At 69.1% G+C, this 24,293-nt stretch carries 21 protein-coding genes and 2 pseudogenes; 17 read left to right on the top strand and 6 right to left on the bottom strand.

Annotated features, from left to right (window positions below; genetic code table 11):
• The first annotated feature begins 549 nt into the window (after positions 1–549).
• The 8 genes and pseudogenes from ACIBK3_RS10470 to ACIBK3_RS10435 all read left to right on the top strand — a co-directional run bounded on the left by ACIBK3_RS10470 (position 550) and on the right by ACIBK3_RS10435 (position 6,809).
• Positions 550–1,311: an aminoglycoside adenylyltransferase family protein gene (locus ACIBK3_RS10470; RefSeq protein ID WP_399363886.1), complete on the top strand. Its 762-nt coding sequence runs from the start codon at positions 550–552 to the stop codon at positions 1,309–1,311.
• Between the two features lie 92 nt (positions 1,312–1,403).
• Positions 1,404–2,315, top strand: coding sequence for a phosphotransferase family protein (locus tag ACIBK3_RS10465; protein ID WP_399363884.1), 912 nt, complete (start codon positions 1,404–1,406; stop codon positions 2,313–2,315).
• 156 nt (positions 2,316–2,471) lie between these two features.
• Positions 2,472–2,765, top strand: coding sequence for an ArsR/SmtB family transcription factor (locus ACIBK3_RS10460; RefSeq protein ID WP_399363882.1), 294 nt, complete (start codon positions 2,472–2,474; stop codon positions 2,763–2,765).
• Complete coding sequence (locus ACIBK3_RS10455; protein ID WP_399363880.1) at positions 2,762–3,148, top strand: VOC family protein; 387 nt, start codon at positions 2,762–2,764, stop codon at positions 3,146–3,148. Before ACIBK3_RS10460 ends, ACIBK3_RS10455 begins: the two co-directional genes overlap by 4 nt.
• Before the next feature lie 57 nt (positions 3,149–3,205).
• Positions 3,206–3,466, top strand: a pseudogene (locus tag ACIBK3_RS10450) (hypothetical protein); the annotation flags it as partial.
• A 280-nt stretch (positions 3,467–3,746) separates the two neighbouring features.
• The gene (locus ACIBK3_RS10445; RefSeq protein WP_399363878.1) at positions 3,747–5,444 is read left to right on the top strand and encodes an LPXTG cell wall anchor domain-containing protein; all 1,698 of its coding nucleotides are present in this window, start codon (positions 3,747–3,749) and stop codon (positions 5,442–5,444) included.
• A 114-nt stretch (positions 5,445–5,558) separates the two neighbouring features.
• A pseudogene (locus ACIBK3_RS10440) lies at positions 5,559–5,777 on the top strand (hypothetical protein); the annotation flags it as partial.
• A gap of 306 nt (positions 5,778–6,083) precedes the next feature.
• Positions 6,084–6,809: a dienelactone hydrolase family protein gene (locus ACIBK3_RS10435; RefSeq protein WP_399363876.1), complete on the top strand. Its 726-nt coding sequence runs from the start codon at positions 6,084–6,086 to the stop codon at positions 6,807–6,809.
• A 143-nt stretch (positions 6,810–6,952) separates the two neighbouring features.
• Here the strand turns inward: ACIBK3_RS10435 and ACIBK3_RS10430 are convergent, their stop codons facing one another.
• On the bottom strand, positions 6,953–7,594 hold the full coding sequence (locus ACIBK3_RS10430) for a nucleotidyltransferase domain-containing protein (RefSeq protein ID WP_399363874.1): 642 nt from the start codon (positions 7,592–7,594) through the stop codon (positions 6,953–6,955).
• A gap of 259 nt (positions 7,595–7,853) precedes the next feature.
• Between ACIBK3_RS10430 and ACIBK3_RS10425 the strand changes: the two genes are divergently transcribed.
• The 4 genes from ACIBK3_RS10425 (at position 7,854) to ACIBK3_RS10410 (ending at position 12,166) form a co-directional block, all read left to right on the top strand.
• The gene (locus tag ACIBK3_RS10425) at positions 7,854–9,233 is read left to right on the top strand and encodes an extracellular solute-binding protein (protein WP_399363872.1); all 1,380 of its coding nucleotides are present in this window, start codon (positions 7,854–7,856) and stop codon (positions 9,231–9,233) included.
• Complete coding sequence (locus ACIBK3_RS10420) at positions 9,230–10,183, top strand: carbohydrate ABC transporter permease (RefSeq protein WP_399363870.1); 954 nt, start codon at positions 9,230–9,232, stop codon at positions 10,181–10,183. The genes ACIBK3_RS10425 and ACIBK3_RS10420 overlap by 4 nt, the downstream gene beginning before the upstream one ends.
• A 6-nt stretch (positions 10,184–10,189) precedes the next feature.
• Positions 10,190–11,029: a carbohydrate ABC transporter permease gene (locus ACIBK3_RS10415; protein ID WP_399363868.1), complete on the top strand. Its 840-nt coding sequence runs from the start codon at positions 10,190–10,192 to the stop codon at positions 11,027–11,029.
• 420 nt (positions 11,030–11,449) lie between these two features.
• Positions 11,450–12,166, top strand: a complete 717-nt coding sequence (locus tag ACIBK3_RS10410) for a helix-turn-helix domain-containing protein (protein WP_399363866.1) — start codon at positions 11,450–11,452, stop codon at positions 12,164–12,166.
• A gap of 32 nt (positions 12,167–12,198) precedes the next feature.
• Here the strand turns inward: ACIBK3_RS10410 and ACIBK3_RS10405 are convergent, their stop codons facing one another.
• Positions 12,199–13,224, bottom strand: coding sequence for an ATP-dependent 6-phosphofructokinase (locus tag ACIBK3_RS10405; RefSeq protein ID WP_030672169.1), 1,026 nt, complete (start codon positions 13,222–13,224; stop codon positions 12,199–12,201).
• Positions 13,225–13,495: 271 nt separating this feature from the next.
• Here ACIBK3_RS10405 and pta point away from each other — a divergent pair, with 271 nt between their 5' ends.
• The 4 genes from pta to ACIBK3_RS10385 all read left to right on the top strand — a co-directional run bounded on the left by pta (position 13,496) and on the right by ACIBK3_RS10385 (position 18,959).
• Entirely contained in the window at positions 13,496–15,613 is a 2,118-nt protein-coding gene (gene pta / locus ACIBK3_RS10400) for a phosphate acetyltransferase (protein ID WP_399363864.1), read from the top strand.
• Positions 15,610–16,815 carry an acetate kinase gene (locus ACIBK3_RS10395; protein ID WP_399363862.1) on the top strand — a complete coding sequence of 402 codons (1,206 nt, stop codon included), beginning with the start codon at positions 15,610–15,612 and terminating at the stop codon, positions 16,813–16,815. Before pta ends, ACIBK3_RS10395 begins: the two co-directional genes overlap by 4 nt.
• A gap of 129 nt (positions 16,816–16,944) precedes the next feature.
• Positions 16,945–18,369 (top strand): pyruvate kinase, encoded by a 1,425-nt coding sequence (gene pyk / locus ACIBK3_RS10390; RefSeq protein WP_399363860.1) that lies wholly within the window; start codon positions 16,945–16,947, stop codon positions 18,367–18,369.
• Between the two features lie 86 nt (positions 18,370–18,455).
• Entirely contained in the window at positions 18,456–18,959 is a 504-nt protein-coding gene (locus ACIBK3_RS10385) for a hypothetical protein (RefSeq protein WP_399363858.1), read from the top strand.
• A gap of 87 nt (positions 18,960–19,046) precedes the next feature.
• On the opposite strand, the gene ACIBK3_RS10380 is transcribed toward ACIBK3_RS10385, so the two are convergent.
• From ACIBK3_RS10380 to ACIBK3_RS10365, 4 genes are all read right to left on the bottom strand, one after another.
• Positions 19,047–20,411 (bottom strand): hypothetical protein, encoded by a 1,365-nt coding sequence (locus ACIBK3_RS10380; protein ID WP_399363856.1) that lies wholly within the window; start codon positions 20,409–20,411, stop codon positions 19,047–19,049.
• Positions 20,401–20,964 (bottom strand): DUF6114 domain-containing protein, encoded by a 564-nt coding sequence (locus ACIBK3_RS10375; RefSeq protein WP_399363854.1) that lies wholly within the window; start codon positions 20,962–20,964, stop codon positions 20,401–20,403. The genes ACIBK3_RS10380 and ACIBK3_RS10375 overlap by 11 nt, the downstream gene beginning before the upstream one ends.
• A 135-nt stretch (positions 20,965–21,099) precedes the next feature.
• The gene (locus ACIBK3_RS10370) at positions 21,100–21,747 is read right to left on the bottom strand and encodes a DUF6230 family protein (RefSeq protein WP_399363852.1); all 648 of its coding nucleotides are present in this window, start codon (positions 21,745–21,747) and stop codon (positions 21,100–21,102) included.
• Positions 21,748–22,466: 719 nt separating this feature from the next.
• Positions 22,467–23,453: a tetratricopeptide repeat protein gene (locus tag ACIBK3_RS10365; RefSeq protein ID WP_399363850.1), complete on the bottom strand. Its 987-nt coding sequence runs from the start codon at positions 23,451–23,453 to the stop codon at positions 22,467–22,469.
• A gap of 209 nt (positions 23,454–23,662) precedes the next feature.
• Here ACIBK3_RS10365 and ACIBK3_RS10360 point away from each other — a divergent pair, with 209 nt between their 5' ends.
• On the top strand, positions 23,663–24,292 hold the full coding sequence (locus ACIBK3_RS10360) for a TetR/AcrR family transcriptional regulator (RefSeq protein ID WP_399363848.1): 630 nt from the start codon (positions 23,663–23,665) through the stop codon (positions 24,290–24,292).
• The last annotated feature ends 1 nt before the right edge of the window (position 24,293 follow it).

Raw genomic sequence — 24,293 nt, 5'->3', positions numbered from 1 at the left:
CGCGCTTACTTGCGCTCGTCAAGAGAAGCGAACGGGCCACAAGTGCCACACAAAACCAGTCACAACTCTTCAGCCCCAGCTGCCACATGACTGCTTCACAGCGAATCGCGACCTCAATAACAGTTCACCCGCAACGCAAATCCGGATATGACCGGGTACCTCCCCAGCGAGAAAGAGACAACCGCTTCCCTCTACGCCAGTAATGCATGGCCAAAACTTGATAGACGCGAGCGAACCTGACCCAGGGCTCCTTCGATCTCGTGATCGGCCCGGCGTAGCCGTCATAGGCCTGATGCCTCGACTCGGACGTGATGGTGATCCGTGATGGGCCGGCCCGCTCGAGTTCGTCCCCGTCAAGGCCCCGGACTCGGAGTAATACACCAAGCTCCGGCAGATGCTCCGCTCCCCCAAGACCGCCCCGGACCTGGTCTACGAGGACACAAACTCGGGATGGCCGTCGAGGACACCCTCGGCCTCCCCGCAGCTCCCTGACCAGCCGCAATCAAATAATGCCGTGCGGTCCGCAGGATGACAGGAGACGCTGATGCGATGAATCAGGTTCAGGAGATCGTGGGACTGGTCGGCGGCGCGCTGGGCCAAGATGTCATCGGCACCTACCTCCACGGCTCCTCCGTGCTCGGCGGACTCAGGCCGGCCAGCGACGTGGACCTACTGGTCGTCTCCCGGCGGCCCATGGACGAGCAGGAACGACGGACACTCCTCGGTGGACTGCTCCGGATCTCCGGCCCCCGGAACAACCTCCGCCCGGTCGAGCTCACCGTGGTCGTCCAGGCCGAGGTCCGGCCGTGGCGGTACCCGCCGACCGGCGACTTCCTCTACGGCGAGTGGCTGCGCGCGGAGTACCAGGCCGGGAAGGTCCCCCAGCCGGAGCCGATGCCCGATCTGGCTCTGCTGATCGCTATGACGCTGGCCGGCGACCACCCCCTCACCGGCCCGCGCCCGGCGCAGGTCCTCGACCCGGTCCCGGAGGCCGACCTGGTCCGGGCGAGCGTGACGGGTGTCCCCGGGCTGCTGGACGACCTGGACAGCGACACCCGCAACGTCCTGCTGACCTTCGCCCGTATCTGGACCACGCTCGCCACCGGCCAGATCAAGTCGAAGGACGCCGCCGCCGACTGGGCCCTCGCCCACCTCCCGCCCGAGCACCGCCCCGCCCTCGAGCACGCCAGGCAGCTGTATCTCAACTGCTCCTACTCACAGGAGAGATGGAGTGATGCGTTGCGTGCGCAGGTGCGTCCGCATGTGGACCGCGTGCTCGCCGAGATCGACCGGCTGCGCGCCCGCCGATAAAAGCTTCGCGCGTGCCGCCGTCCGGATGATGTGGTGGCACGGTGACCGACCACGATGAAGCGGCGACTGTCCGACCGTTGACACTGGCTTGGGTGAGCCGGCACCTGGAGGTCGGCGAACGGATCGTCAGAGCCGAGGCGCTGCAGGGCGGCATCACCGCGGAAATGCGGAGGCTGACCATCGGCACGCCGGACGGAGGCACTCGTGACCTGGTGCTGCGGACCTTCGTCGACCCGTTCTACGTGGAGCACGCCGAGGACTCGCTGAACCGGGAGGCCGGCGCCCTGACCCTGCTCCCGGGGACCGGCGTGCCGGCTCCTGGACTGGTCGCGGCTGATCCGACCGCCGCGCAGTGCGAGTATCCGTCGCTCCTGATGACACATCTGGCGGGCCGGACGGTCCTCGACGATGAGGGACTGGAGGCGCGTGTCCCTCTGCTGGCCCGCCAACTCGTGGCGATCCACGCGTTGCGACCCGCCGAGCGGCCCCGCACCTATGTGGCGTTGACGACCGCCGACACCGTCGTGACTCCGAAGGGCGCCGGCGCGGCGGCATGGGCCGCGGCGATCGACGTGATCCGCAAGCCCGCGCCGCCCTACGAAGGGCGGTTCCTGCACCGGGACTTCCAGCCCGGCAATGTGCTGTTCGACGTGCCGCCCGCAAGGCCGGCGGGTGCCCGGATCACCGGCGTCGTCGACTGGGCGGCGACCTCTTGGGGCCCGGCGGATCTGGATGTGGCGCACTGCTCCGTCAATCTCGCGCTGCTGCACGGCCCGGCGTGGGGTCTGCGGTTCGCCGAGGCGTACGAGGAGGCCGGCGGGGTGCTGGCCGCGGCCCCGGGCGAGCGGCTGTACTGGCGGGTGCGGGACGGGCTGGCCGCCTCGGAAGAAGTGCGGTTGGTGGCGCGGCCCTGGCGGGCGGCAGGGAGGACGGAGCTGACGACGCGAGTCGTGGAGGAGCGGCTGGACGCCTATGTCACCGCCCTGATGGACACGCCGGGCTGAGCCAAGGCGGTCCGGGGCGCGGCCCCCGCCTCACCGTTCACCGCTCAACCAAGTGGGGCATCGACCACACCCTGCGGAAGTGTCGAACTCAGTAGCGAGGATGGGGCACAGGTCGGACGCTTGTTAGGCAAGCGTGCACTTGCCTATAGTGGGTGCGTGGCCGACGACATATTCAAGGCCTTGGCCGACTCCACCCGCCGCAAGATCCTCGACGAACTCACCGAGCAGCCGGGACAGACCCTGTTCGAGATCTGCTCCAGACTGACCATGAAGCACCAACTCGGCATGTCGCGCCAGGCCGTCTCCCAGCACCTCGCCGTACTGGAGGCCGCCGGGTTGGTCGAGAGCCGCCGGGAGGGGCGCTACAAATTCCACGACCTGAACACGGCACCGCTGAAGCGCATCGCCGAGCGGTGGATCAGGCCCGACGAACAGGAGCGGAAAGCATGAGGATCCACCTGTCGAGCGTCTTCGTCGACGACCAGGACAAGGCCCTGCGCTTCTACACCGAGGTGCTGGGCTTCGTGAAGAAGGCCGAGGTCCCGCTGGGCGAGGACCGGTGGCTGACCGTGGTCTCGCCGGAGGATCCCGACGGGACCGAACTGCTGCTGGAGCCCGCCGGCCACCCCGCGGTGAAGCCGTACCGGGACGCCCTGCTCAACGACGGCATCCCGGCCACCGCCTTCGCCGTGGACGACGTCCACGCGGAGTTCGACCGGCTGCGCGGACTCGGAGTGCGGTTCACCCAGGAGCCGCTGGAGATGGGCTCGGTCACCACCGCGGTACTGGACGACACCTGCGGCAACCTGATCCAGATCGTGCATCAGGCGTAGGGCGATCACCTGGGTCACCCTGATCACCTGGGTCACCCGGATCACCTGGTCACCTGGCTGGAGGGGGTGTACGAGATCGCCGTGTACCGGCTGGGGCGGGTGAAGCTGGACAAGCTCCCACCGAACCGGCTCGCCGCGCCGGCCCGTTACGGCCTGGGGTCGAAGGCGACGAGCCTGGAGCGGGCCCCAGAGCCGAAGGGCACCGCGATGCTGACCGCGGTGATGCAGCACCTGGAGGCCAAGGCGATCGACGACGCGCTGGAGCTGTTCACGGTGCTGATGTCGACCAAGCTGCTCAGCACCGCGAAGCGGCGGAGCCCGGGCGTGTCACTGGGGCACCGGGTCACGGGGTCACCGGGTCCGGTGAGACGGTGCCGACCGCGTCTCGGCGAAAAACGTTTGAGATGGCAACCTTTCCGCTCTGAGTGGCCACTTAGGGGTGTACCGACGAGGGCGAGCCGTGGTCAGCGGCGCAACGCCCTCTGTGTCAACACCCTGATCGGAGCATTCCGTGTCATCAGAGGACCCGAGACCCGCCGAACAGACGATGCCTTGGGGTCGTACACCCCGCCGTAGCCGGATGCTCCGGCATTGTCTCGTGGGGGCTGTGGCGGTGCTCGCCGCCTCGGCCGGTGTCGGCGCCCTGGCGCCCAGCGCGGTCGCCGCGCCGACCGTCGGCATCAGTGTGGATGCCGGTACCTCCTTGGGCACGGTGCCCAGCAGTGGTGCCGGCCTCAACACGGGCTTCGGCGACGAGCACATGGGGGACGCCAAGGTGTCCTCGCTGATGAAGGCCGCGGGAGTTCGGCAGCTGCGCTTTCCCGGCGGCTCCGGCGCGGACGACTACCACTGGAAGACCCACACCTCCGGCGACGGCAGCGGCTGGATCCCCTCCAACACCGACTTCGACCACTTCATGGCCACCGCGAAGAGGGTCGGCGCCCAGCCGATCCTGACCGCGAACTACGGTTCCGGCACCCCCCAGGAGGCCGCCGACTGGGTCAAGTACGCCAACGTCGACAAGGGCTACGGCGTGAAGTACTGGGAGATCGGCAACGAGGTCTACGGCAACGGGCACTACGGCGACGGCAAGGGCTGGGAACTTGACAAGCACGCCGACAAAAGCCCGACGGCGTACGCGAAGAACCTGATCGCCTACGCGAAGGCGATGAAGGCCGTGGACCCGAAGGTGAAGATCGGAGCGGTGCTCACCACCCCCGGCGGCTGGCCGGATACGGAGAAGGCTCCCGGTGACAGCGCCGACTGGAACAACACGGTGCTCTCCATCGCGGGACGCTCGATCGACTTCGTCATCGTCCACTGGTATCCGGGCGGCACCACCACGGCCGACCTGCTGAACACCCCCTCCCGGATCGCCGGTGTCAGGTCCTCGCTGCGCTCGCTGATCGCCAAGTACGAGGGCTCGCGCGCCGCTTCGGTGGAGATCGCGGTCACCGAGACCGACGCCGTCGGCTCGCCCGCCTTGACCAGCCAGGCCGCGGCCCTGTTCGCGCCGGACACCTACATGACCTGGTTCGAGCAGGGTGCCACCCACGTGGACTGGTGGAACCTGCACAACGGCACGGACCAAGCACCCACCACCGTCAACGGCCAGACCGACTACCAGGACGGGGGTGTGCTCTCCGCTGGAACCTGCGCCGGGGGGAAGTGCGAACCGCCGCGCGAGACGCCGTTCCCCACCTACTGGGGCATCCGCTCGCTGACCGCACTGGCGCAGCCTGGCGACACCATGGTCAAGTCGTCCTCGGGCAACTCGTCGGTTGCTGTGCACGCGGTGCGGAGCAGCAACGGCGGTCTGAACGTCATGCTGATCAACAAGAGCCCGCAGAACGCGGCGCAGGTGTCGCTCTCGTACGCCGGATTCACCCCGGCCGCAGGGGCGGTCACGACCGTTTCGTATGCCAAGGGAGACACTGCCCTGACGACGGCGGAGCGGGGCACGGCGGTCGCACAGACGCTGCCGCCGTACTCGATCACGACTCTTCAGCTGAAGCCCGCGTCGGGGACCGCCGGCGCTGACAAGCCGACGCCCGCCCCCACGCCGACCGCCGCCACGCCGGTTGTCTCCGCCTCCGGCACGACCGGCACCCGTGCGCAGGGGGAGATCGGCGCACCCGTCGGCCAGCCGACCCCGAGCAGCACGTCCGGCCCCCTGGCTTCCACCGGGGTGAGCAACGCCGTCACGTACAGCGCCCTCGGTGGCCTGCTGGTCATCGCTGCCGGCGGCGTGCTGGTGCTTCGCGGACGTCGCCGCAGGGCTTTGCACGGGAAGTGAGACCGCGTGAGTGACTGACGGCCCGGCAGCAACGCCACCCACCCGTGGCGTGCGCGCCGGGCCGTCGGCCTCCGCGCCGGCGTCGGCGTCGGCGGTCAGGAAACAAACAAGGACCGGGTCGTCGACCTGGACCTGGCCAACCCCGGCACCGGTCCCGACCCGTGGGACGGCCCACGGGCCGCGTTCCGGGCCACCGCGGAACTGCCGCGCGAGGACTTCGCGATGAACTACAACCAGGTCGTCCAGGCCGGCATGGCCGCCATCGGCACCACGCTCCGCGTCGGGATCGGCCTCCGGGCCGTCCAGGGCGAACAGCTTCCGCCGCTCGCCTGACGGCGGAGACGGCTCGGCCTCCTGCGCTCTTGAACGAGGTCGGGGTCCCGGCCGCCGCTGCCCGCGGTGCTGCCATCCGACAGCGACTCCTCGAACTACCCGGCCCCGTCGTTGCGGACGCCCTCGGCCACCACGACAGGACCACCAGCCGCCTCATCAGAGAGACAGGCGGGACATGGAGCCGATACGCCCCAGGAGATCACGCAAGGTCACCAACAGGCCGGCTTCCTCGAGGACCGGACCTGCCTTCTGCCAGTGGCAGAACACCGGCCCGACCGGGCTCGACGATCACTACAGTCCAGGCTCATGACGACGGTTACCACGCGCACGATCGAATACGCGGCCGACGGCCTGCCGATGATCGGGCATCTCGCGCTCCCGGCCGGTGTCGACCGCCGGCCCGCGGTCTTGGTCGGGCCCGAGGGGGTGGGGCTGAGCGACGTCGAGCGCCGCCGGGCCGATGTGCTCGCCGAGCTGGGATACGTGGCCCTGGCCTTCGACCTCCACGGCGGGCGCTATCTGGGCGACGCTGAAGAGATGTTGGCCCGTTGCATGCCGCTGCTCGCTGACCCGGACCGGATGCGAGGCATCGGCCACGCGGCGCTCGACGCGCTCCGCACCGAGCCGCGGACCGACCCGGACCGGATCGCCGCCGTCGGCTACGGCACCGGGGGCGCAATCGCGCTGGAACTCGGGCGCGACGGCGTCGACCTGCGCGCGATCGCGACAGTCAACGGACTGACCACGGGCCGACCAGGCGAGACGGCGCGCATTCGCTGCCCGGTGTGGGCCGGGGTCGGGTCGGAAGACCCGATCATGCCGCCCGCGCAACGGGACGCATTCACTGCCGAGATGCAGGCTGCGGGCGTTGACTGGCGCCTCGTGGTCTACGGCGGCGCCTTGCACGCCTTCCATCACCCACCGGTCGACCACATCGTGCTACCTGGGGTCGGTTTTCACCCTCAGCACGCGCAGCGAGCTTGGCGGGACGTCGTCGACCTGCTCGCCGAGTGCCTGCCCATAACGGAGTGATCTGGTCGGCAACCACGATCCCGGACCGCAAACCAAGCCGGTCGACCGGGGCTTTTCGGCAACCCGCGAGCGTGCGCGCCGGACGCCGCTGCGCAGATGGGGGTTTGTTCACAGGCTAGGCGGTCACACCAGTAAACCGTTGGCTACAGGCCCGCGATCCAGGGGTGTCCCGGGTGTACGCGGGCGAGTAGCTCGGCCAGGGTCTCGCGCTGAGCCGAGGTCATGCGCGGGAAGGTCGCCTCAAAGTCTGTTTGATCCTTTCGGCGGGCGTGCTTGGCCTTGAACAGCAGGACCAGTTCGGGCGCCAGATACGGGATGCCGTCCTGGGTGTGATGGACGATGTCGCTGTAGGGAAGCCGGATCCTCTCATCGCGTCGGCAGATCCAGGTGTCGCCGTCGTGCGGTTCGCGGAACACGTCGAGCAGGTAGCTTCCGGTGGCCGGATCGCGGAGCCATGTCTGGTGCACGGCGGCCAGCACCTCCGGTGTGGCGTCCTCCCAGATCCGGCCGCTGCCTACAGCGTCGAAGACGTATCCGGGGAAGCGGTGGCGGACCTCGGGAAAGCTCGCGGCCGGAATCCCGATCTCGATGTCTCCATGAGCGCGCGTCTGCGTGCCGCGGAACAAGTCCAGCGCCCAGCCCGCGGCCACGTACCAGGGCGTGCTGATCCCGGCCAACCGCTGCGCGACCTCACTCGGGGTCCAGCATGATGACCACCTGGCGGGGAGGGCTTCGATCTCGTCGGGTGACAGTTCGATGCCGCCGCTGGGTAGTTTCTCGCTCACCGAAGGAATCTATCAGCGGACTCGAAGGGTCCCTGGCCGTAGTCGATGAAGGCGATGAACGAGTCCTGGAGTTGTACGCCGCCGGCGATCACAGGCGGTCACCGGCGGGCTGGGTTCCTCGGGGAACCGGCGACAGTTGAATACGCGAGCCCACCAGTACCAACCCCCAATCCACGCACGCTCATTGACCTGACTAGACCATTCCTCTTACGTTCACACGGCAGCCATCCCGGCCACAGCGACGTGCCCGCAGGAGGTCATGCCCGTGCGCCCCACCGCCGTAGTACCGACCCTCATCGCCGTCACCGCACTCGCCGCCACCACCCTCACCGCCTGCGGCTCCGGCTCCGGCAGTGACCCCGACACCGTCACGGTCTCCTTCAAGCAGTCCACGGACAACTCGATCCACGTCATGGACGACTACCTCGCCGACGTCAAGAAGCAGTTCGAGAAGGAGAACCCGGGCAAGAAGGTCGAGTTCGTCCCCGTCAAGGCCCCGGACTCGGAGTACTACACCAAGCTCCAGCAGATGCTCCGCTCCCCCAAGACCGCCCCGGACCTGGTCTACGAGGACACGTTCCTCATCAACTCGGACATCACCAGCGGGTACTTGAAACCGCTGGACCCCTACCTCGCGAAGTGGCCGGACTGGAACCAGTTCATGGACACCGCGAAGGCGGCCGCGAAGGCCGAGGACGGGAAGACGTACGGCGTCCCGGACGGGACCGACACCCGCGGGCTGTGGTTCAGCAAGGACATATTCGCCAAGGCCGGTCTGCCCGCGGACTGGCAGCCGAAGAACTGGGACGAGGTCCTCGACGCGGCCCGCGCGATCAAGGAGAAGGTCCCGGGCGTCATTCCCCTGAACGTCTACACCGGCAAGCCCGTCGGTGAGGCCGCCACCATGCAGACCTTCGAGATGCTGCTCTACGGGACCGGCGACGCCGGAGACCAGGATCCGCTCTACGACCGGGCGTCGAAGAAGTGGGTCGCCGGCGGCGACGGCTTCAAGGACTCCCTCTCCTTCGTCGAGACCGTCTACAAGGAGAAACTCGGGCCGGCCGTCGAGGACGCCCTCGACCCCAACGTCATGACCCGCGTCCGCGGCGAGTGGCTCCCCAAGGGCAAGCTCGGTATCGCCCTCGACGGCTCCTGGCTCCCGCAGGACTGGCTTCCCGGCAGCGGGCACGAGTGGCCCGAGTGGTCGAAGGAACTGGGCCTGGCCGCGATGCCCACCCAGCACGGGCAGGCCCCCGGCAAGGTGAGCATGTCCGGCGGCTGGACCTGGTCCGTCCCGGACAAGGCCGCCAACCCCGACCTCGCCTTCGACTTCATCAAGACGATGCAGACCAAGGCGAACGCGCAGAAGTGGTACGTCGCCAACTCGGGGATCTCCGTACGCAAGGACGTCGCCGCCGATCCCGCGTACGTGAAGGCCCAGCCCGGCATCAAGTTCTTCACCGACCTCGTCGCCAGCACCCACTACCGGCCCGCCTTCCCCGCGTACCCGAGGGTGTCCACCGCCGTCCAGGAGGCCATGGAAGGCGTGACGACGGCCGACACGTCCGTGCCGGAGGCCGCGCGGGGCTACGACGACGCCCTCAAGGACGCCACCGACAACCAGGTGGTCCAGAAGTGACCACCGCCGCACCACGGGCGACGGGCCCGGGGGCGGCGAAGTCCCCCTCGGGTCCGCGCCCGCCACGATCGGACGACCACGCGACAGTCCCCCTCCGCCGCTCCCTCGTCCGCGCCCTCCCCCTCTCCCCCGCCCTGATCCTCCTGCTGCTCTTCCTCGCCGGGCCGATCGTCTACTGCGTCTGGATCGCCTTCACCGATCTGCAGCTCACCGGCCAGGCCGAGTCGTCGTTCGTCGGCTTCGAGAACTTCCGTACGGCGTTCCAGGACGAGGAGTTCCTCAACGCCGTATGGCTGACGCTGGTGTTCACCGTCATCTCGTCGCTGGTCGGGCAGAACACCCTCGGGCTGGCGCTGGCCTCGCTCATGCAGCGGGCCTCCAAGCCGGTCCGTACGCTCACCGGCGGGATCGTGATCACGGCGTGGGTGCTGCCGGAAGTGGTCGCCGGTTTCCTGCTCTACGCGTTCTTCCGCCGCGAGGGCACCCTGAACGCCATCCTGGACCAGCTCCATCTCCCGTCCCAGAACTGGCTGTTCACACTGCCGATCCTGGCCGTGTCGTTCGCCAACGTGTGGCGGGGCACGGCCTTCTCGATGCTCGTCTACTCCGCCGCCCTCAACGAGATCCCCAAGGAGATCACCGAGGCCGCCGAGGTCGACGGGGCGGGCGGCTGGCGCCGGTTGTGGCACATCACGCTGCCGATGATCCGGCGTTCCATCGGGACGAACCTGATGCTCAACACCCTGCAGACGCTGTCCGTCTTCGGGCTGATCTGGGTGATGACCAGGGGCGGGCCGGGCAACAAGAGCCAGACGCTGCCCCTGTTCATGTACGAACAGGCCTTCCAGAACAGCATGATCGGCTACGGCACCGCGGTGGCCCTGCTCCTGCTGCTCGTCGGCTCCTTGTTCTCCCTCGTCTATCTGCGCCTGCTGCGGACGGAGGTCTGACGACGCATGGCCCTCACGCTCTCCTCCCGCCGCCGCTCCCGCCGGCTGGCCGCCGACGCGGGACTGCTCGTGGTCGCCGCCGCCTTCGCGCTGCCGTTGGCCTGGGTGGTGCTGTCGTCCCTGGATCCGCGCGCGGACCTGCGGGTGAAGGCGCCCGACGGTCTCACCCTGGGCAACTTCGACGCGATCCTGACCTCCGACATCACCTTCACACCACTGCTGAACAGCCTGATCCTGTGCGGCGGCGCGACCGGACTGACGGTGGTGTGCGCGGCGCTCGCGGCCTACCCCCTGTCGCGGTTCAGGTCCCGCCTGAACCGGCCCTTCCTCCTCACGATCCTCTTCGCGACCAGCCTGCCTATCACGGCGATCATGGTGCCGGTGTACGCCTTGTTCGTGCGGGTGGACCTGATCGACACTCTCCAGGGCACGATCTTCTTCTTCGCGGCCTCCCAACTCCCCTTCGCCATCTGGCTGATGAAGAACTTCATGGACGGCGTACCGAAGGAGCTGGAGGAGGCGGCCTGGACCGACGGCGCCTCGTCGCTCCAGTCGCTCGTGCGGATCGTGCTGCCGCTGATGGGGCCGGGGGTGGCCGTGGTGACGGTGTTCTCCTTCGTCATGATGTGGGGCAACTTCTTCGTCCCGTTCATGCTCCTGCTCACCCCGGACCAGATGCCGGCCTCCGTCAGCATCAACGAGTTCTTCGGCAACCGGGGGATGGTGGCGTACGGGCAGCTCGCCGCGTTCTCGATCGTCTACTCGACTCCGGTGATCCTGCTGTACGTGCTGGTCGCCCGGCGGCTGGGCGGAGGGTTCGCACTGGGCGGGGCTGTGAAGGGTTGAAGCCGGGAGAGAGGGGCGAGCGGAGAGGGGACCGTTCGGTTTGCGCCGCGGGTTCTGCTCGCTCACCCGGCCGATCGTCGCGTCGGCCATGACGCACACATCTTCGAGGTCCCTCCGCACGGGCGAGGCCCGCGGCGTCCTGGCGAGGACCGACCGTCGCCAGGAGTCACACGTCCGGCATCGACGGACCTTCGCGCATATGCCCCTCTACCTTGCCATTCGCTTCGTACAGGAAAGTCGTGCGCCTCCCGGGCACCCGCCCGGGAGGCCCGGCGCCGTCCTCGCACCCCACCCCGGGCGCCGACACGGACGATCTTCGGCCACCCCGAACCCACGGCCGAAACCGTATGTTCCTACGATCCGTGATCCTGGCCGAACTGACCGTAGTCAGCGCACGCCCGCGCCCCTAACTTGTGGCCCGTGCGCCGTCCCCCACAGCCAAATCCGTCCAGCCCGCCGCCGCCTCCCCCGTTCGACGCCCCCGCCGCCCGCCGTCTGCGGACCGCCCTCGGAATGACACCCGAGCGCGTCGCCTACGACCTGCGCGCCTCGTACGGGCTCCCCTACGTCTCACCCGCCCTCGTGATCGCCTGGGAACGCGGGATCACCTCCCCCGACCACTCCGAACTCACCGCGCTCGCGGGCGTGTTGTGGTGTTCCACCGGTGACCTCATCGGCAGACCGCGCACCCTGCGCGAGCACCGGCTCTCCCGCGGCTTGCCGGCCGAGGAAGTGGCCCGGGCCGTCGGGCTCGAACTGCTCGTCTACCTCAGCATGGAGGAGCACGACGAGTGGCGCGGAACCGACCGTCAGTCGTCCGCGCTGGCCGATCTGCTGGAGCTGTCGCTGCCCGATTTCATCGCCGTCACGGGCCGCGAGCCGAAACTCGCCGAGCTGCTGCGCAACGCCGTGACCTCGCGGTGGCAGGCATACGTCCGTCCGGTCGCGAAGATCGTGCCGCTGGGCCGGCGGCTCCTGGAGGACACCCTCCACAAGCTGCACCGGCAGTACCAGGGGCAGATGGTCGCCACCCTCGGCTGGGGCGGCGGCGGGAGCGAGGCCGGTGAGACCGGCGAGGACTTCCTCGACCGGGTGATCGACCACTTCTGGACCACGGTCCAGAACAACACCGGCTAGCGAACCACGCCATGCCGCCCGGGCAAACGGCCTTAGAAGACCGACTCCACCTCGTCCATCCGGTCCTTCGGGACCGTCTTCAGCTCGGTCACCGCCTCGGCCAGCGGCACCATCACGATGTCGGTGCCGCGCAGGGCGGTCATCCTGCCGAACTCGCCCCGGTGCGCGGCCTCCACCGCGTGCCAGCCGAAGCGGGTGGCGAGCACCCTGTCGTACGCGGTCGGGGTGCCGCCGCGCTGCACGTGCCCGAGGATGACCGGCTTGGCCTCCTTGCCGAGCCGGCGCTCCAGCTCGTACGCCAGCGCCGTACCGATGCCCTGGAAGCGCTCGTGACCGAACTGGTCGATCTCGCCCTTGCCGTAGTCCATGGAGCCCTCGGCGGGGTGGGCGCCCTCGGCGACGCAGAGCACCGCGAACTTCTTGCCCCGGGCGAAGCGCTCCTCGACCATCTTGACGAGGTCGGCCGGGTCGAAGGGGCGCTCGGGCAGGCAGATGCCGTGCGCGCCGGCCGCCATGCCGGACTCCAGGGCGATCCAGCCCGCGTGCCGGCCCATGACCTCGACGACCATCACCCGCTGGTGGGACTCGGCGGTGGTCTTGAGGCGGTCCATCGCCTCGGTGGCGACGCCGACCGCGGTGTCGAAGCCGAAGGTGCGGTCGGTGGAGGAGATGTCGTTGTCGATGGTCTTCGGGACGCCGACCACCGGCAGCCCCGCGTCGGCCAGCATCCGCGCGGCCGTCAGCGTGCCCTCGCCGCCGATCGGGATCAGCGCGTCGATACCGAAGTCGCGCGCGATGTCGTAGGCGTTCTCGCAGGCCTCGCGCAGCCGGTCGCGCTGGAGGCGGGAGGAGCCGAGGATGGTGCCGCCGCGGGCCAGGATGCCGCTGACCGCGTCGAGGTCGAGGGTGCGGTAGTGACCGTCGAGGAGGCCCGCGTACCCGTCCTCGAAGCCGATGACCTCGTCGCCGTAGTGGTCGACCGCTCGGTGCACGACCGACCGGATCACGGCGTTCAGGCCGGGGCAGTCGCCGCCTGCGGTGAGAACTCCGATGCGCATCGTGCTGTGTCTCCTGCTCGCTGTGGATACCGGTGAGCCAGGTCCGATTGTTTCATGCTCCGTGGCGGGGCTGTCGCCGCCGGACCTGACGGGCGCCTTATATAGCGCCGGAGGTATTGTCAAGAGGGTTCTGCTCACCTCGGTGGGCGATTTTTATGGACCGGATCCCGGAAACCGGACCGGAATGCCGGCGGCCACGCCGCGATCATCGGCGCGCCGGATTCCCGCGGGATCCGGAAGTCCTGAACGAGAGACGGAACGGAGAACACACGTGACGCGCAGCGTGTACGTGACCGGTATCGACCGCGGCGACGGCCGCCAGGTCGTCGAGCTGGGGGTCATGGAGCTGCTGACCCGGCAGGTCGACCGGGTGGGCGTGTTCCGTCCCCTTGTCCACGACGGTCCCGACCGCCTGTTCGAGCTGCTGCGCGCCCGGTACCGGCTCTCCCAGGACCCGGCGACGGTCTACGGCATGGACTACCACGAAGCGTCCGCCCTGCAGGCCGAGCGCGGCGCCGACGAGCTGGTGTCGACGCTCGTCGACCGCTTCCACCGGGTCGCCCGGGACTACGACGTCGTCCTGGTCCTCGGCACCGACTACGCCGACACCCAGTTCCCGGACGAGCTGTCGCTCAACGCGCGCCTCGCCAACGAGTTCGGCGCGTCCGTGATCCCGGTGGTCGGCGGCCGGGGGCAGACCGCCGAGTCGGTGCTCGCCGAGACCCGCAACGCCTACCGCGCGTACGACGGTCTCGGCTGCGACGTCCTCGCCATGGTCACCAACCGGGTCGCCCGGGACGACCGGGACAAGATCGCCGAGCAGCTCGACGGGCGCCTCGCGGTGCCCTGCTACGTCGTCCCCGACGAACCCGCCCTGTCCGCGCCGACCGTCGCCCAGATCGCGCACGCGCTGGGCGCCAAGGTGGTCCTCGGCGACGACTCGGGGCTCGCCCGGGACGCGCTGGACTTCGTCTTCGGCGGCGCGATGCTGCCGAACTTCCTGGGCGCCCTGACCCCGGGCTGCCTGGTCGTCACCCCCGGCGACCGCGCCGACCTGGTCGTCGGCTCGCTGGCCGCGCACAGTGCCGGCACCCCGCCGATAGCCGGCGTCCTGCTCACCCTGAACGAGGTCCCCGGCGACGACATCCTCACCCTCGCCGCCCGCCTCGCCCCCGGCACCCCGGTCCTCTCGGTGCCCGGCAACAGCTTCCCCACCGCCGCCGAACTCTTCTCCCTGGAAGGGAAGCTGAACGCGGCCACCCCGCGCAAGGCGGAGACCGCGCTCGGCCTGTTCGAGCGGTACGTCGACACCGCCGCCCTCGACATGCGGGTCTCGGCGCCGAGCAGCGACCGCGTCACCCCGATGATGTTCGAGCACAAGCTCCTGGAGCAGGCCCGCTCGGACAAGCGGTGCGTCGTGCTGCCCGAGGGCACCGAGCCGCGCGTGCTGCACGCGGCCGAGGTCCTGCTGCGCCGCGGGGTGTGCGACCTCACCCTCCTCGGCCCGGTCGACCAGATCCGCAAGAAGGCCGCCGACCTCGGCATCGACGTGGGCGACGCCCGGCTGATCGACCCGGCCACCAGCGAGCTGCGGGACGCCTTCGCCGAGCGGTACGCGGCCCTGCGCGCCCACAAGGGCGTCACCGTGGAGCTGGCGTACGACGTCGTCTCCGACGCGAACTACTTCGGCACGCTGATGGTCCAGGAGGGCCTCGCCGACGGCATGGTGTCGGGGTCGGTGCACTCCACGGCCGCGACCATCCGGCCGGCCTTCGAGATCATCAAGACGAAGCCGGACGCCGACATCGTCTCGTCCGTCTTCTTCATGTGCCTCGCCGACAAGGTCCTCGTCTACGGCGACTGCGCGGTCAACCCGGACCCGAACGCGGAGCAGCTCGCCGACATCGCGATCCAGTCGGCGTCCACCGCCGAGCAGTTCGGCGTGGAGCCGCGGATCGCGATGCTGTCGTACTCGACGGGTACGTCCGGCTCGGGCGCCGACGTCGACAAGGTGCGGGAGGCGACCGAGCTGGTGCGCTCGCGGCGACCCGACCTGAAGATCGAGGGACCGATCCAGTACGACGCCGCCGTGGAGCCCACGGTCGCCGAGACCAAGCTGCCGGGCTCCGAAGTCGCCGGCCAGGCCAGCGTGTTGATCTTCCCGGACCTCAACACCGGCAACAACACCTACAAGGCCGTGCAGCGTTCGGCCGGCGCGATCGCGGTCGGGCCGGTGCTGCAGGGGCTGCGCAAGCCGGTCAACGACCTGTCCCGGGGGGCGCTCGTCCAGGACATCGTCACGACGGTCGCCATCACCGCGATCCAGGCCCAGACCCTCTCCGCGTCCCCCACCGCCGCGTCCCCGATCGAGAAGGCAACCGCCCAGTGAGCTCCACGCGTGTCCTCGTCCTCAACTCCGGTTCCTCGTCGGTGAAGTACCAGCTGCTCGACATGCGCGACAGCAGCCGGCTGGCCGTGGGGCTCGTCGAACGCATCGGCGAGGAGACCTCCCGGCTCAAGCACACGCCCCTCGCAGGCGGCGGGGAGTCGCGTGAGCGGACCGGGCCGATCGCCGATCACGAGGCCGCCCTGAAGGCCGTGGCGGAGGAGCTGGCCCAGGACGGGCTCGGCCTTGACTCGCCGGAGCTGGCGGCGATCGGGCACCGGGTGGTGCACGGCGGCAAGCTCTTCACCGCGCCGACGGTCATCGACAGCGCCGTGCTCGCCGAGATCGAGCGGCTGATCCCGGTGGCCCCGCTGCACAACCCGGCCAACCTGACCGGTATCCGCACCGCCCAGGCCCTGCGCCCGGATCTGCCCCAGGTCGCCGTTTTCGACACCGCCTTCCACACCACGATGCCGGAGTCGGCCGCACGCTACGCGATCGACGTGAAGACCGCCGACGAGCACCGGATCCGGCGCTACGGCTTCCACGGGACCTCGCACGCGTACGTGTCCCGGGCGACGGCGAAGCTGCTGGGCAAGTCGCCGGAAGAGGTGAACGTGATCGTGCTGCACCTGGGCAACGGGGCGTCCGCCTCCGCCGTACGGGGCGGGAAGTGCGTGGACACCTCCATGGGGCTGACGCCTTTGGAGGGACTCGTGATGGGTACGCGCTCCGGAGACATGGACCCGGCCGTCATCTTCCATTTGATGCGTGTTGGCAAAATGTCCACGGACGAGATCGACACTCTTCTCAACAAGAAGAGCGGATTGATCGGTCTGTGCGGGGACAACGACATGCGGGAGATCCGTCGCCGGATCGACGAGGGCGACGAAGAAGCCCAGCTCGCCTTCGACATCTACATTCACCGGCTGAAGAAGTACATAGGCGCCTATTACGCCGTACTCGGCAGGGTGGACGCGGTGGCGTTCACGGCGGGTGTCGGGGAGAACGCGGGCCCGGTGCGGGAGGCCGCCGTGGCGGGACTGGAAGGGCTGGGCCTCGCGGTGGACGGCGCGCTCAACGCCGTACGCGGCGACGAGCCGCGACTGATCTCGCCGGCTCACGCCCGCGTGGCCGTCGCCGTGGTGCCGACCGACGAAGAACTGGAGATCGCCACACAGACCTACGCACTGGTCGGGCAGTAACAATATGCGGCTCCGCCGCGTGGCCGGCTGAGCAATACACGGCAGTAACACGCCTGAGCACAGAGCCGCCCATTTGTTCTTCCACCAGACGGAATATTCCGTTGCGAAACAAACCGATAGGATCGCCCCATGCGCCGTTCGAAAATCGTCTGTACTCTCGGCCCCGCGGTCGACTCCCATGAACAACTCGTGTCGCTGATCGAGGCCGGCATGAATGTGGCCCGCTTCAACTTCAGCCACGGCTCACACGCCGAGCACCAGGGCCGGTACGACCGCGTCCGTGCCGCCGCCAAGGAGACCGGCCGGGCCATCGGGGTCCTCGCCGACCTGCAGGGCCCGAAGATCCGGCTGGAGACCTTCGCCGAGGGCCCGGTCGAGCTGGAGCGGGGTGACGAGTTCGTCATCACCACCGAGGACGTCCCCGGCGACAAGCAGATCTGCGGCACCACCTACAAGGGCCTGCCCGGTGACGTGACCAAGGGCGACCAGATCCTCATCAACGACGGCAACGTCGAGCTGAAGGTCACCGAGGTCGAGGGCCCCAAGGTGAAGACGATCGTCATCGAGGGCGGTGTCGTCTCCGACCACAAGGGCATCAACCTGCCCGGCGCGGCCGTGAACGTACCGGCGCTGTCCGAGAAGGACGTCGACGACCTGCGCTTCGCGCTGCGCATGGGCTGCGACCTGGTCGCCCTGTCCTTCGTCCGGGACGCCTCGGACGTCGACGACGTCCACAAGATCATGGACGAGGAGGGCCGCCGGGTCCCCGTCATCGCCAAGGTGGAGAAGCCGCAGGCGGTGGAGAACATGGAGGACGTCGTGATGGCGTTCGACGGCGTGATGGTCGCCCGTGGCGACCTGGCCGTCGAGTACCCGCTCGAAAAGGTCCCCATGGTGCAGAAGCGCCTGATCGAGCTGTGCCGGCGCAACGCCAAGCCGGTGATCGTGGCGACCCAGATGATGGAGTCGATGATCACCAACTCCCGTCCGACCCGCGCCGAGGCCTCCGACGTCGCCAACGCGATCCTGGACGGCGCGGACGCGGTCATGCTGTCGGCGGAGTCCTCGGTGGGCGCGTACCCGATCGAGACCGTCAAGACGATGTCGAAGATCGTCACCGCGGCCGAGCAGGAGCTGATGTCCAAGGGCCTGCAGCCGCTGGTCCCGGGCAAGAAGCCGCGCACCCAGGGCGGTTCGGTCGCCCGTGCCGCCTGCGAGATCGCCGACTTCCTCGGCGGCCGCGGCCTGGTCGCCTTCACCCAGTCCGGCGACACCGCCCGCCGCCTCTCGCGCTACCGCGCGGTCCAGCCGATCATCGCCTTCACCACCGACGAGGGCACCCGCAACCAGCTCACCCTCAGCTGGGGCGTCGAGTCGCACGTCGTGCCGTTCGTCAACAGCACGGACGCGATGGTCGACCTGGTCGACCAGGAGATCACCAAGACCAAGCGCTTCAACCCCGGCGACATCGTCATCATCACCGCGGGCTCACCGCCCGGGGTGGCGGGCACGACGAACATGCTGCGGGTGCACCACCTGGGCGGAGCCAACTGACCGGCCGCTGACCGCTGTTGTACGGCACTGAGGGCGCCTCCTGGGACAGGGGGCGCCCTCAGCCTTCGGATTGAGGTTCAAGGCGCGTGGCCGCTGATCCCTCCCCGGCTCTGGGTGAGCTGCTGCGGCAACTCGCCCAGGCGGTCGGGCACGACGAAGCCGGGGCCTCCTTCACCGACGGGCACGAGCGCTGGTCGCTCTACCGTGCGGCGATGGACACCCCTGCCGCGCTTTCGCTGCTGTTCGAGGCGGTTTCCCTGGAACGGGACGGTCCGCTGGCCTCGGGCGTCGTCGGCGACGTACTGGAACGGGTTCCCGAGGACGAGCGCCGGCGATGGGTGGAGGTCCTCCCGCCCTCCGTGCGCGACTTCCCGGCACGCCGGGCACGGGAACTCGGGGTCCTGGCCTCGCTGGAGCGGGGCGCCGTGCCGGTCGCGGCCGTCGGTGGACGCATCGACGGCTGGTCCGACTGGCTTCAGCTGAGAGCCGTCCGTGCGACCCCGGACAAGGAGGTCCTGCGCGTCATCTCCGAGCAGGGCCGGACCAAGAAGATCAGGCGGGCCGCCGCGGACGCGCTCCAGCGGCCGTAGCCGTCTCCGGCAGGACTGTGCCCCGCCGGGTGACTCCCGGCGGGGCACAGTCTGTTGCGGCTCCCGGAATGGTTCGTGTGGTGAGGCTCAGTCGGTGATGTACTGGCGCATCCCGGGGATGGTCAGCGTGCCACCGAACTGGCCCGCCTGGACGACCTTCACGTTGGTGAAGATGATGAGCGGGATGTTGAGCGGCGGCGGGTTGTCCGGGGTGAAGGTGAGCGGAATGAGGCCGAGCAGGTTCCCGGAGATGCTCTCTGTGTACATCACCGTCTTGCCGTTCTCGATCTTGGACGTCGAGCCCTTGGCCGCCTGCACGTGGTAGGTGTTGCCGGACCTCTTGTCCTTGACGGTCTGGTGCAGGTCGACTATCTCGGTGCCGTCGGAGATGACGTACTTCAGCACCTTCTTGACCTTGCCGCTCGCGGTCCGCACCTCGACGACGCCCTTGTAGTCGGCCCCGTTCAGCGTCAGCTTGCTGGCGTCGAGGTACCACGGGTCGTCGGGCAGCAGGACGTCGTTGTCGACGGCGCCGTCGGCCTCTGTGGCGGCCGGGCAGTCCTCCGGGGCCGTGGAGGCCCCTGCGGACGGGCTGGGCGACGAGGTGGCCTTCCCGGCGGCGTCCTTGGCGTCCTGGGCGGCCTTCTCGACGGCCTTGGTGGCGTCCTCGGCCGCCTTGGAGGCGGTGTCCGTCGCACCCTTCACGGTGCCGTCCACCGTGTCGGTGACCTTCTTGGTGGTGTCCTTGAGGGCGTCCGACGTGCCCTTGCCGGTGCTCGCCGAGCCGCCGGAGCCCGCCGTCGGGCTCTGCGAGGCGGACGGGGTGGCGGACGGCGTCGGGCTTCCGCTCTCGGTCGCCTTGGAACCGCCGGTGAAGATACCGGTGACCGCGTCGCCGATGTCGTCCAGCAGGTTCTTGTCGGTCTCGGAGGGCGAGGGGGACGCGGTGGCGTCGCTGTCCTTGCCCGTCGAGGCGGAGCCTCCGGCTGTGGGGGTCGGCGTGGGGTCGGCCTTGTCGTCGGAACCTGAATCCGACGAACCCGAACCGTCCGGGGATGCGGACGGCTTGGGGTCGGCCGTGCCGTCACCCTTGTCCGAGGAGCCGGAGGAGTCGTCCTTGGAGGCGTCCGCGGACGGGTCCTTGGACTCGTCGCTCGCGGACGGCGACGGGCTGGCCGACGCCGAGGCGCCGTCCTCCAACGCCGCCATGCACGCCTTGTACTCGTCCGCCGTGAGGGACTTGGACGTCGGATGGTCGTCGGCGAGCGCGAGCGTCGGCGTGAAGCCCATACCCATGAGGACCGCCGTCGGCATCGCCGCCAGGGCTATCGCCTTGCCCGCGGGCACGTGGAACCTGGTGAACAGTGGCTTCTTCGGTGCCGCGTGGCGGGGCCCGGATCTCACACGGGACGCTTCCACGTCAGCCCCGTGGGTCACCTCGTCAGCCGGCACTGTGCCTCCCGTTCGCCCCGTTGACCGGGCTCGTTCCTGACAGATCGTTCGGCTCGCCCACCGGGTTCACGGGCCGCAGGAGCGTGGTGTCGAAATCCGTGGCCTCGGGCGCGCCGCCCTCACCCGTCATGTCCTGCTTGGCCGGCTCCTCCGCGGGCGGTACGCCCGGCACCCACGCCACGGCCATCGCCCCGCCGATCAGCGCGAAGAGGAAGCCGACGATGAAGCCGCCGAAGTTGGAGACGGGCAAGGACACGAGGCCGAGCAGGATCGCCGCGACACCCGCGAACGTGCGTACGTGCTTCTGGAACCAGAGGGTGATGCCGAGGACGACGAGCAGCACGCCGATGATCAGGGATCCGGCGCCCGCCGTGGTGGCCATGGCGACGGTCAGGCCACCGAGCTTGATGTGCGCATACGGGAAGTACATGATCGGAAAGCCGCTGATCATGACGAACAGCCCCGCCCAGAACGGGCGGGTGCCCCGCCAGGCGCGGAACTGCTGCCTCCGGCGGGCGAACTGACCGGGCGCGGCAGGACTCTCGGCGCTCATGGAAAACAGCTCCCTGGTGCGGCGTTGCTCTTAGTGAGGGTGTAACGCGATGGAGATTGTGGGGGGATGTGAAGGCGTGGGCGGAGGGGTGGCGGGCGGGGGACCGTAACGGCTCCCCCGCCCGTCACCGAGCGCCTAGTAGCACTCGATTCCCTTGCCGCTGCCCCAGCTCAGCCCCATGTGGAGATTGGCGAGCTTGAAGGTGCCGGCCGTGGTGGCCCACGCCGTCTGCTGCACATCGGTCAGCGTGGCCTTGTCGGCCTGCTGAGCGAACCCGAACGGGTTGGCCTTCTCTCCGCTCTTGGGCTTCGGGGTCTTCTCACCGCCGCTCCCGGCGGGGACGCCGATGTCGATTCCCTCGAACACGGCCTGGGTCGAGTCGAGTTGGGCGACATCGATGTAGATCTGGTCGGCCACTACATCCGTGCCCTTGTCACCCGCGGTCAGCTTCAGGGTGACCGACTTGTTCAGGAACGGAATCGGGGTGACCACGGACTGGCACATGTCGGTGATGGTGGCGTGGTCGAACGCCGAAACCGACACCGGGTGTGCCTCGTCCTTGCCCTCAAGACTCTTGCCCGAGTCTATGGAGCCGTACTGATTCATGTCGTAGCCGACGAGCTTGCCGGCCTTCACCTTGAACTCCTGGCCCGACACACTGAACGACGCGGCGAGCGCGCCCTGCGCGAGAGCGACACCTATACACGCCGTGGCGGCAACGCTGGGCACCATCACCACAGCGAACCGCTTCCATCTTGTCCCGCCACGCACCTGGGACTCCATATTTCCTCCTTCTCGGACGTACATCTCCTGGCCCTGGCTGCCCCTGTCGAGTCGACGGTTCAGCCGGGCAGGGATGGGAGAAGTGCTACGTCCTCGGGAAGGAGAGCGCCCGCGCTCGGAGGCGCGAATCGCACCCGAATCACCGGCGATCACCCCCGAGCGACAACCACTGGTCGCGCCTGACACGCATCACGCACAACCCTGCTGGACAGGCTTCGCCGGATGAGCGAAGACCCCCCTGTCCCAGAGCCGGCGCCACTGCCGCCGGCTCTGCTCGGTGGGGACCCTGGGTTCCCGTCGACCCAACCGGCTGCCGGGGTACGGGAATGGACCGAGCGTCGCCGATCGTGGTCCATTCTCGCCGCTGACACAAGGGGGTTCGTTACTCGCTAGTAACGGCCGGATAACCGAACAACGACCCACCGGTCTCGGTCGGCAACGCTGGGTGGCAACAAGGGGCTGCACAAAACCGTTGACCACTGGACAGAATCCGACAGAACAACGGCCCTGGCTTACTGGCAGTAACAGCGGCCGCGTTTACCAAGTTTTGGTAAAGCGCGGCCGCAGTGGTCGTCTGTCGGCCAATCTTTCACTCGGGCATCACATGCTGTGACGTTTAACGACTGGTCAGAACGGGGCCGTCGGCCCGGTCAGAACAGCGCCCGCGCCAGCGCCCTGCGCGCCGCCGCGGACTGGTCAGAACGGGGCCGTCGGCCCGGTCAGAACAGCGCCCGCGCCAGCGCCCTGCGCGCCGCCGCCACCCGCGGATCGTCGCCGCCGACGACCTCGAACAGCTCAAGCAGCCGCAGGCGTACGGCGTCCCGGTCGTCACCCGCCGTGCGGCGCACGGTGTCGATGAGCCGCCCGAAGGCGTCCTCCACGTGCCCGCCCACCAGATCGAGGTCGGCGGCGGCGATCTGCGCCTGCGGGTCGGCCGGCTTCTCGGCCGCTTCCTTGCGCACCTGCTGCGGGTCCAGGCCCTGCACCCGGTGGAGCAACTCGGCCTGGGCAAGACCCAGTTTGGCCTCCGTGTTGCCGGGGTCGTCGTTCAGTACGTTCCGGTACGCCTGGACGGCACCACCGAAGTCGCCCGCGTCCAGGGCCCGTACGGCGGCTTCGAGGAGCGAGTCGTAGGGCCCGGCCGGCACCTCGGCAGCGGACTGGTCGGCACCCGCGCCGCCCGGCTCGGCGTCCGGGTCGACCACCAGGCCGGTCAGACCGAAGCGCTCCTCGGCGACCTGCACCAGCTGGTCCAGGGTCTGCCGGATCTGCGCCTCGCCGGCGGCTCCCTGGAAGAGCGGCAGGGCCTGCCCGGCGACGACGGCGAAGACGGCCGGGATCCCCTGGATCCCGAACTGCTGCATCAGCATCTGGTTGGCGTCGACGTCGATCTTGGCGAGCAGGAAGCGACCGTTGTACTCGACGGCGAGCCGCTCCAGGACCGGGCTCAGCTGCTTACAGGGCTCACACCACTCGGCCCAGAAGTCGATGACGACGGGCACCTCGGCGGACCGCTGCAGGACATCCCGCTCGAACCCTGCTTCATCGACGTCGATGACGAGATCGGCGGGCGGGACACCGCCGGTACCGCCGCCCTGCCGTGCGGCCTGGGCTCGCGCCTGCTCCGCCTTCGCCTTGGCCTCCTGGGCCGCCTTCACCGCGGCGAGGTCGACGACTCCGCTCATGGACATGTTCCGTGGCTGCATGCGTCTATCCTCCCCCGTCAGCGCGCAGGTGTGAAAAGCGTGGTGAAAGCCGGTCGTACGGCGTGGTGTTCGGCGCCGGGTCCCCACCCCGCGCCACGCCTGTGGTTTCGCTACGCGTCGTAGCGTAATGGCACTGGGTGCCTCGCGGCCAGCACCCCCCGGTGATCTCCCTCACGGATTCCCACCTACCGCCGGTTTATGGTCAGGGGATGCAGAGCCGCACTCCCGCCCCGCGCGCCACAGGACGCCCGCGCAGCACCGCCGCGGACGCCGCGATCCTCGCGGCCACCCGGCAGGCGCTGGTGGAGCTCGGCTGGTCGAAGCTCACCCTGGGAGACGTGGCGACGAGGGCGGGGGTCGCGAAGACGACCCTGTACCGCCGCTGGGCCGGCAAGAACGAACTCGTCGTCGACGCGGTGGCGGAACTCTTCGACGAACTGCGTCTGCCGCCCGACCGCGGCACCCTGGCCGCCGACATCGAGGGCGTGGTACTCCGCTTCGCCGGACTCCTCGAGCGCCCCGAGGCGAGGACCGCGCTGATGGCCCTGATCGCCGAGTCGACGACCGACGAGGCGCTGCGGGCACGCATCCGCTCCTCGATCGTCGACCGCCAGAAACTGCTCGTCCTGGAGGGCCGCGCCCGTGCCCAGCAGCGCGGGGAACTCCCGGCCGAGAACGACCCCGACGCCGCCGCCCGCACCGCGGACCTCATCTTCGACGTGATCGCGGGCGCGGTGGTCCACCGCGCCCTGGTGAGCGCCGAGCCCGTCGACCCGGAATGGACCCGGGCTTTCACCGAACTCCTGCTCAACGGCCTGGCCGCGTCGACAACGGCCTGAC

The organism is Streptomyces sp. NPDC050287, assembly GCF_044459385.1.
In the GTDB taxonomy this organism is placed as follows: domain Bacteria; phylum Actinomycetota; class Actinomycetes; order Streptomycetales; family Streptomycetaceae; genus Streptomyces.
The sequence above is the reverse complement of the archived record's forward strand: the minus strand, read 5'-3'. Positions and strand labels throughout refer to the sequence as shown.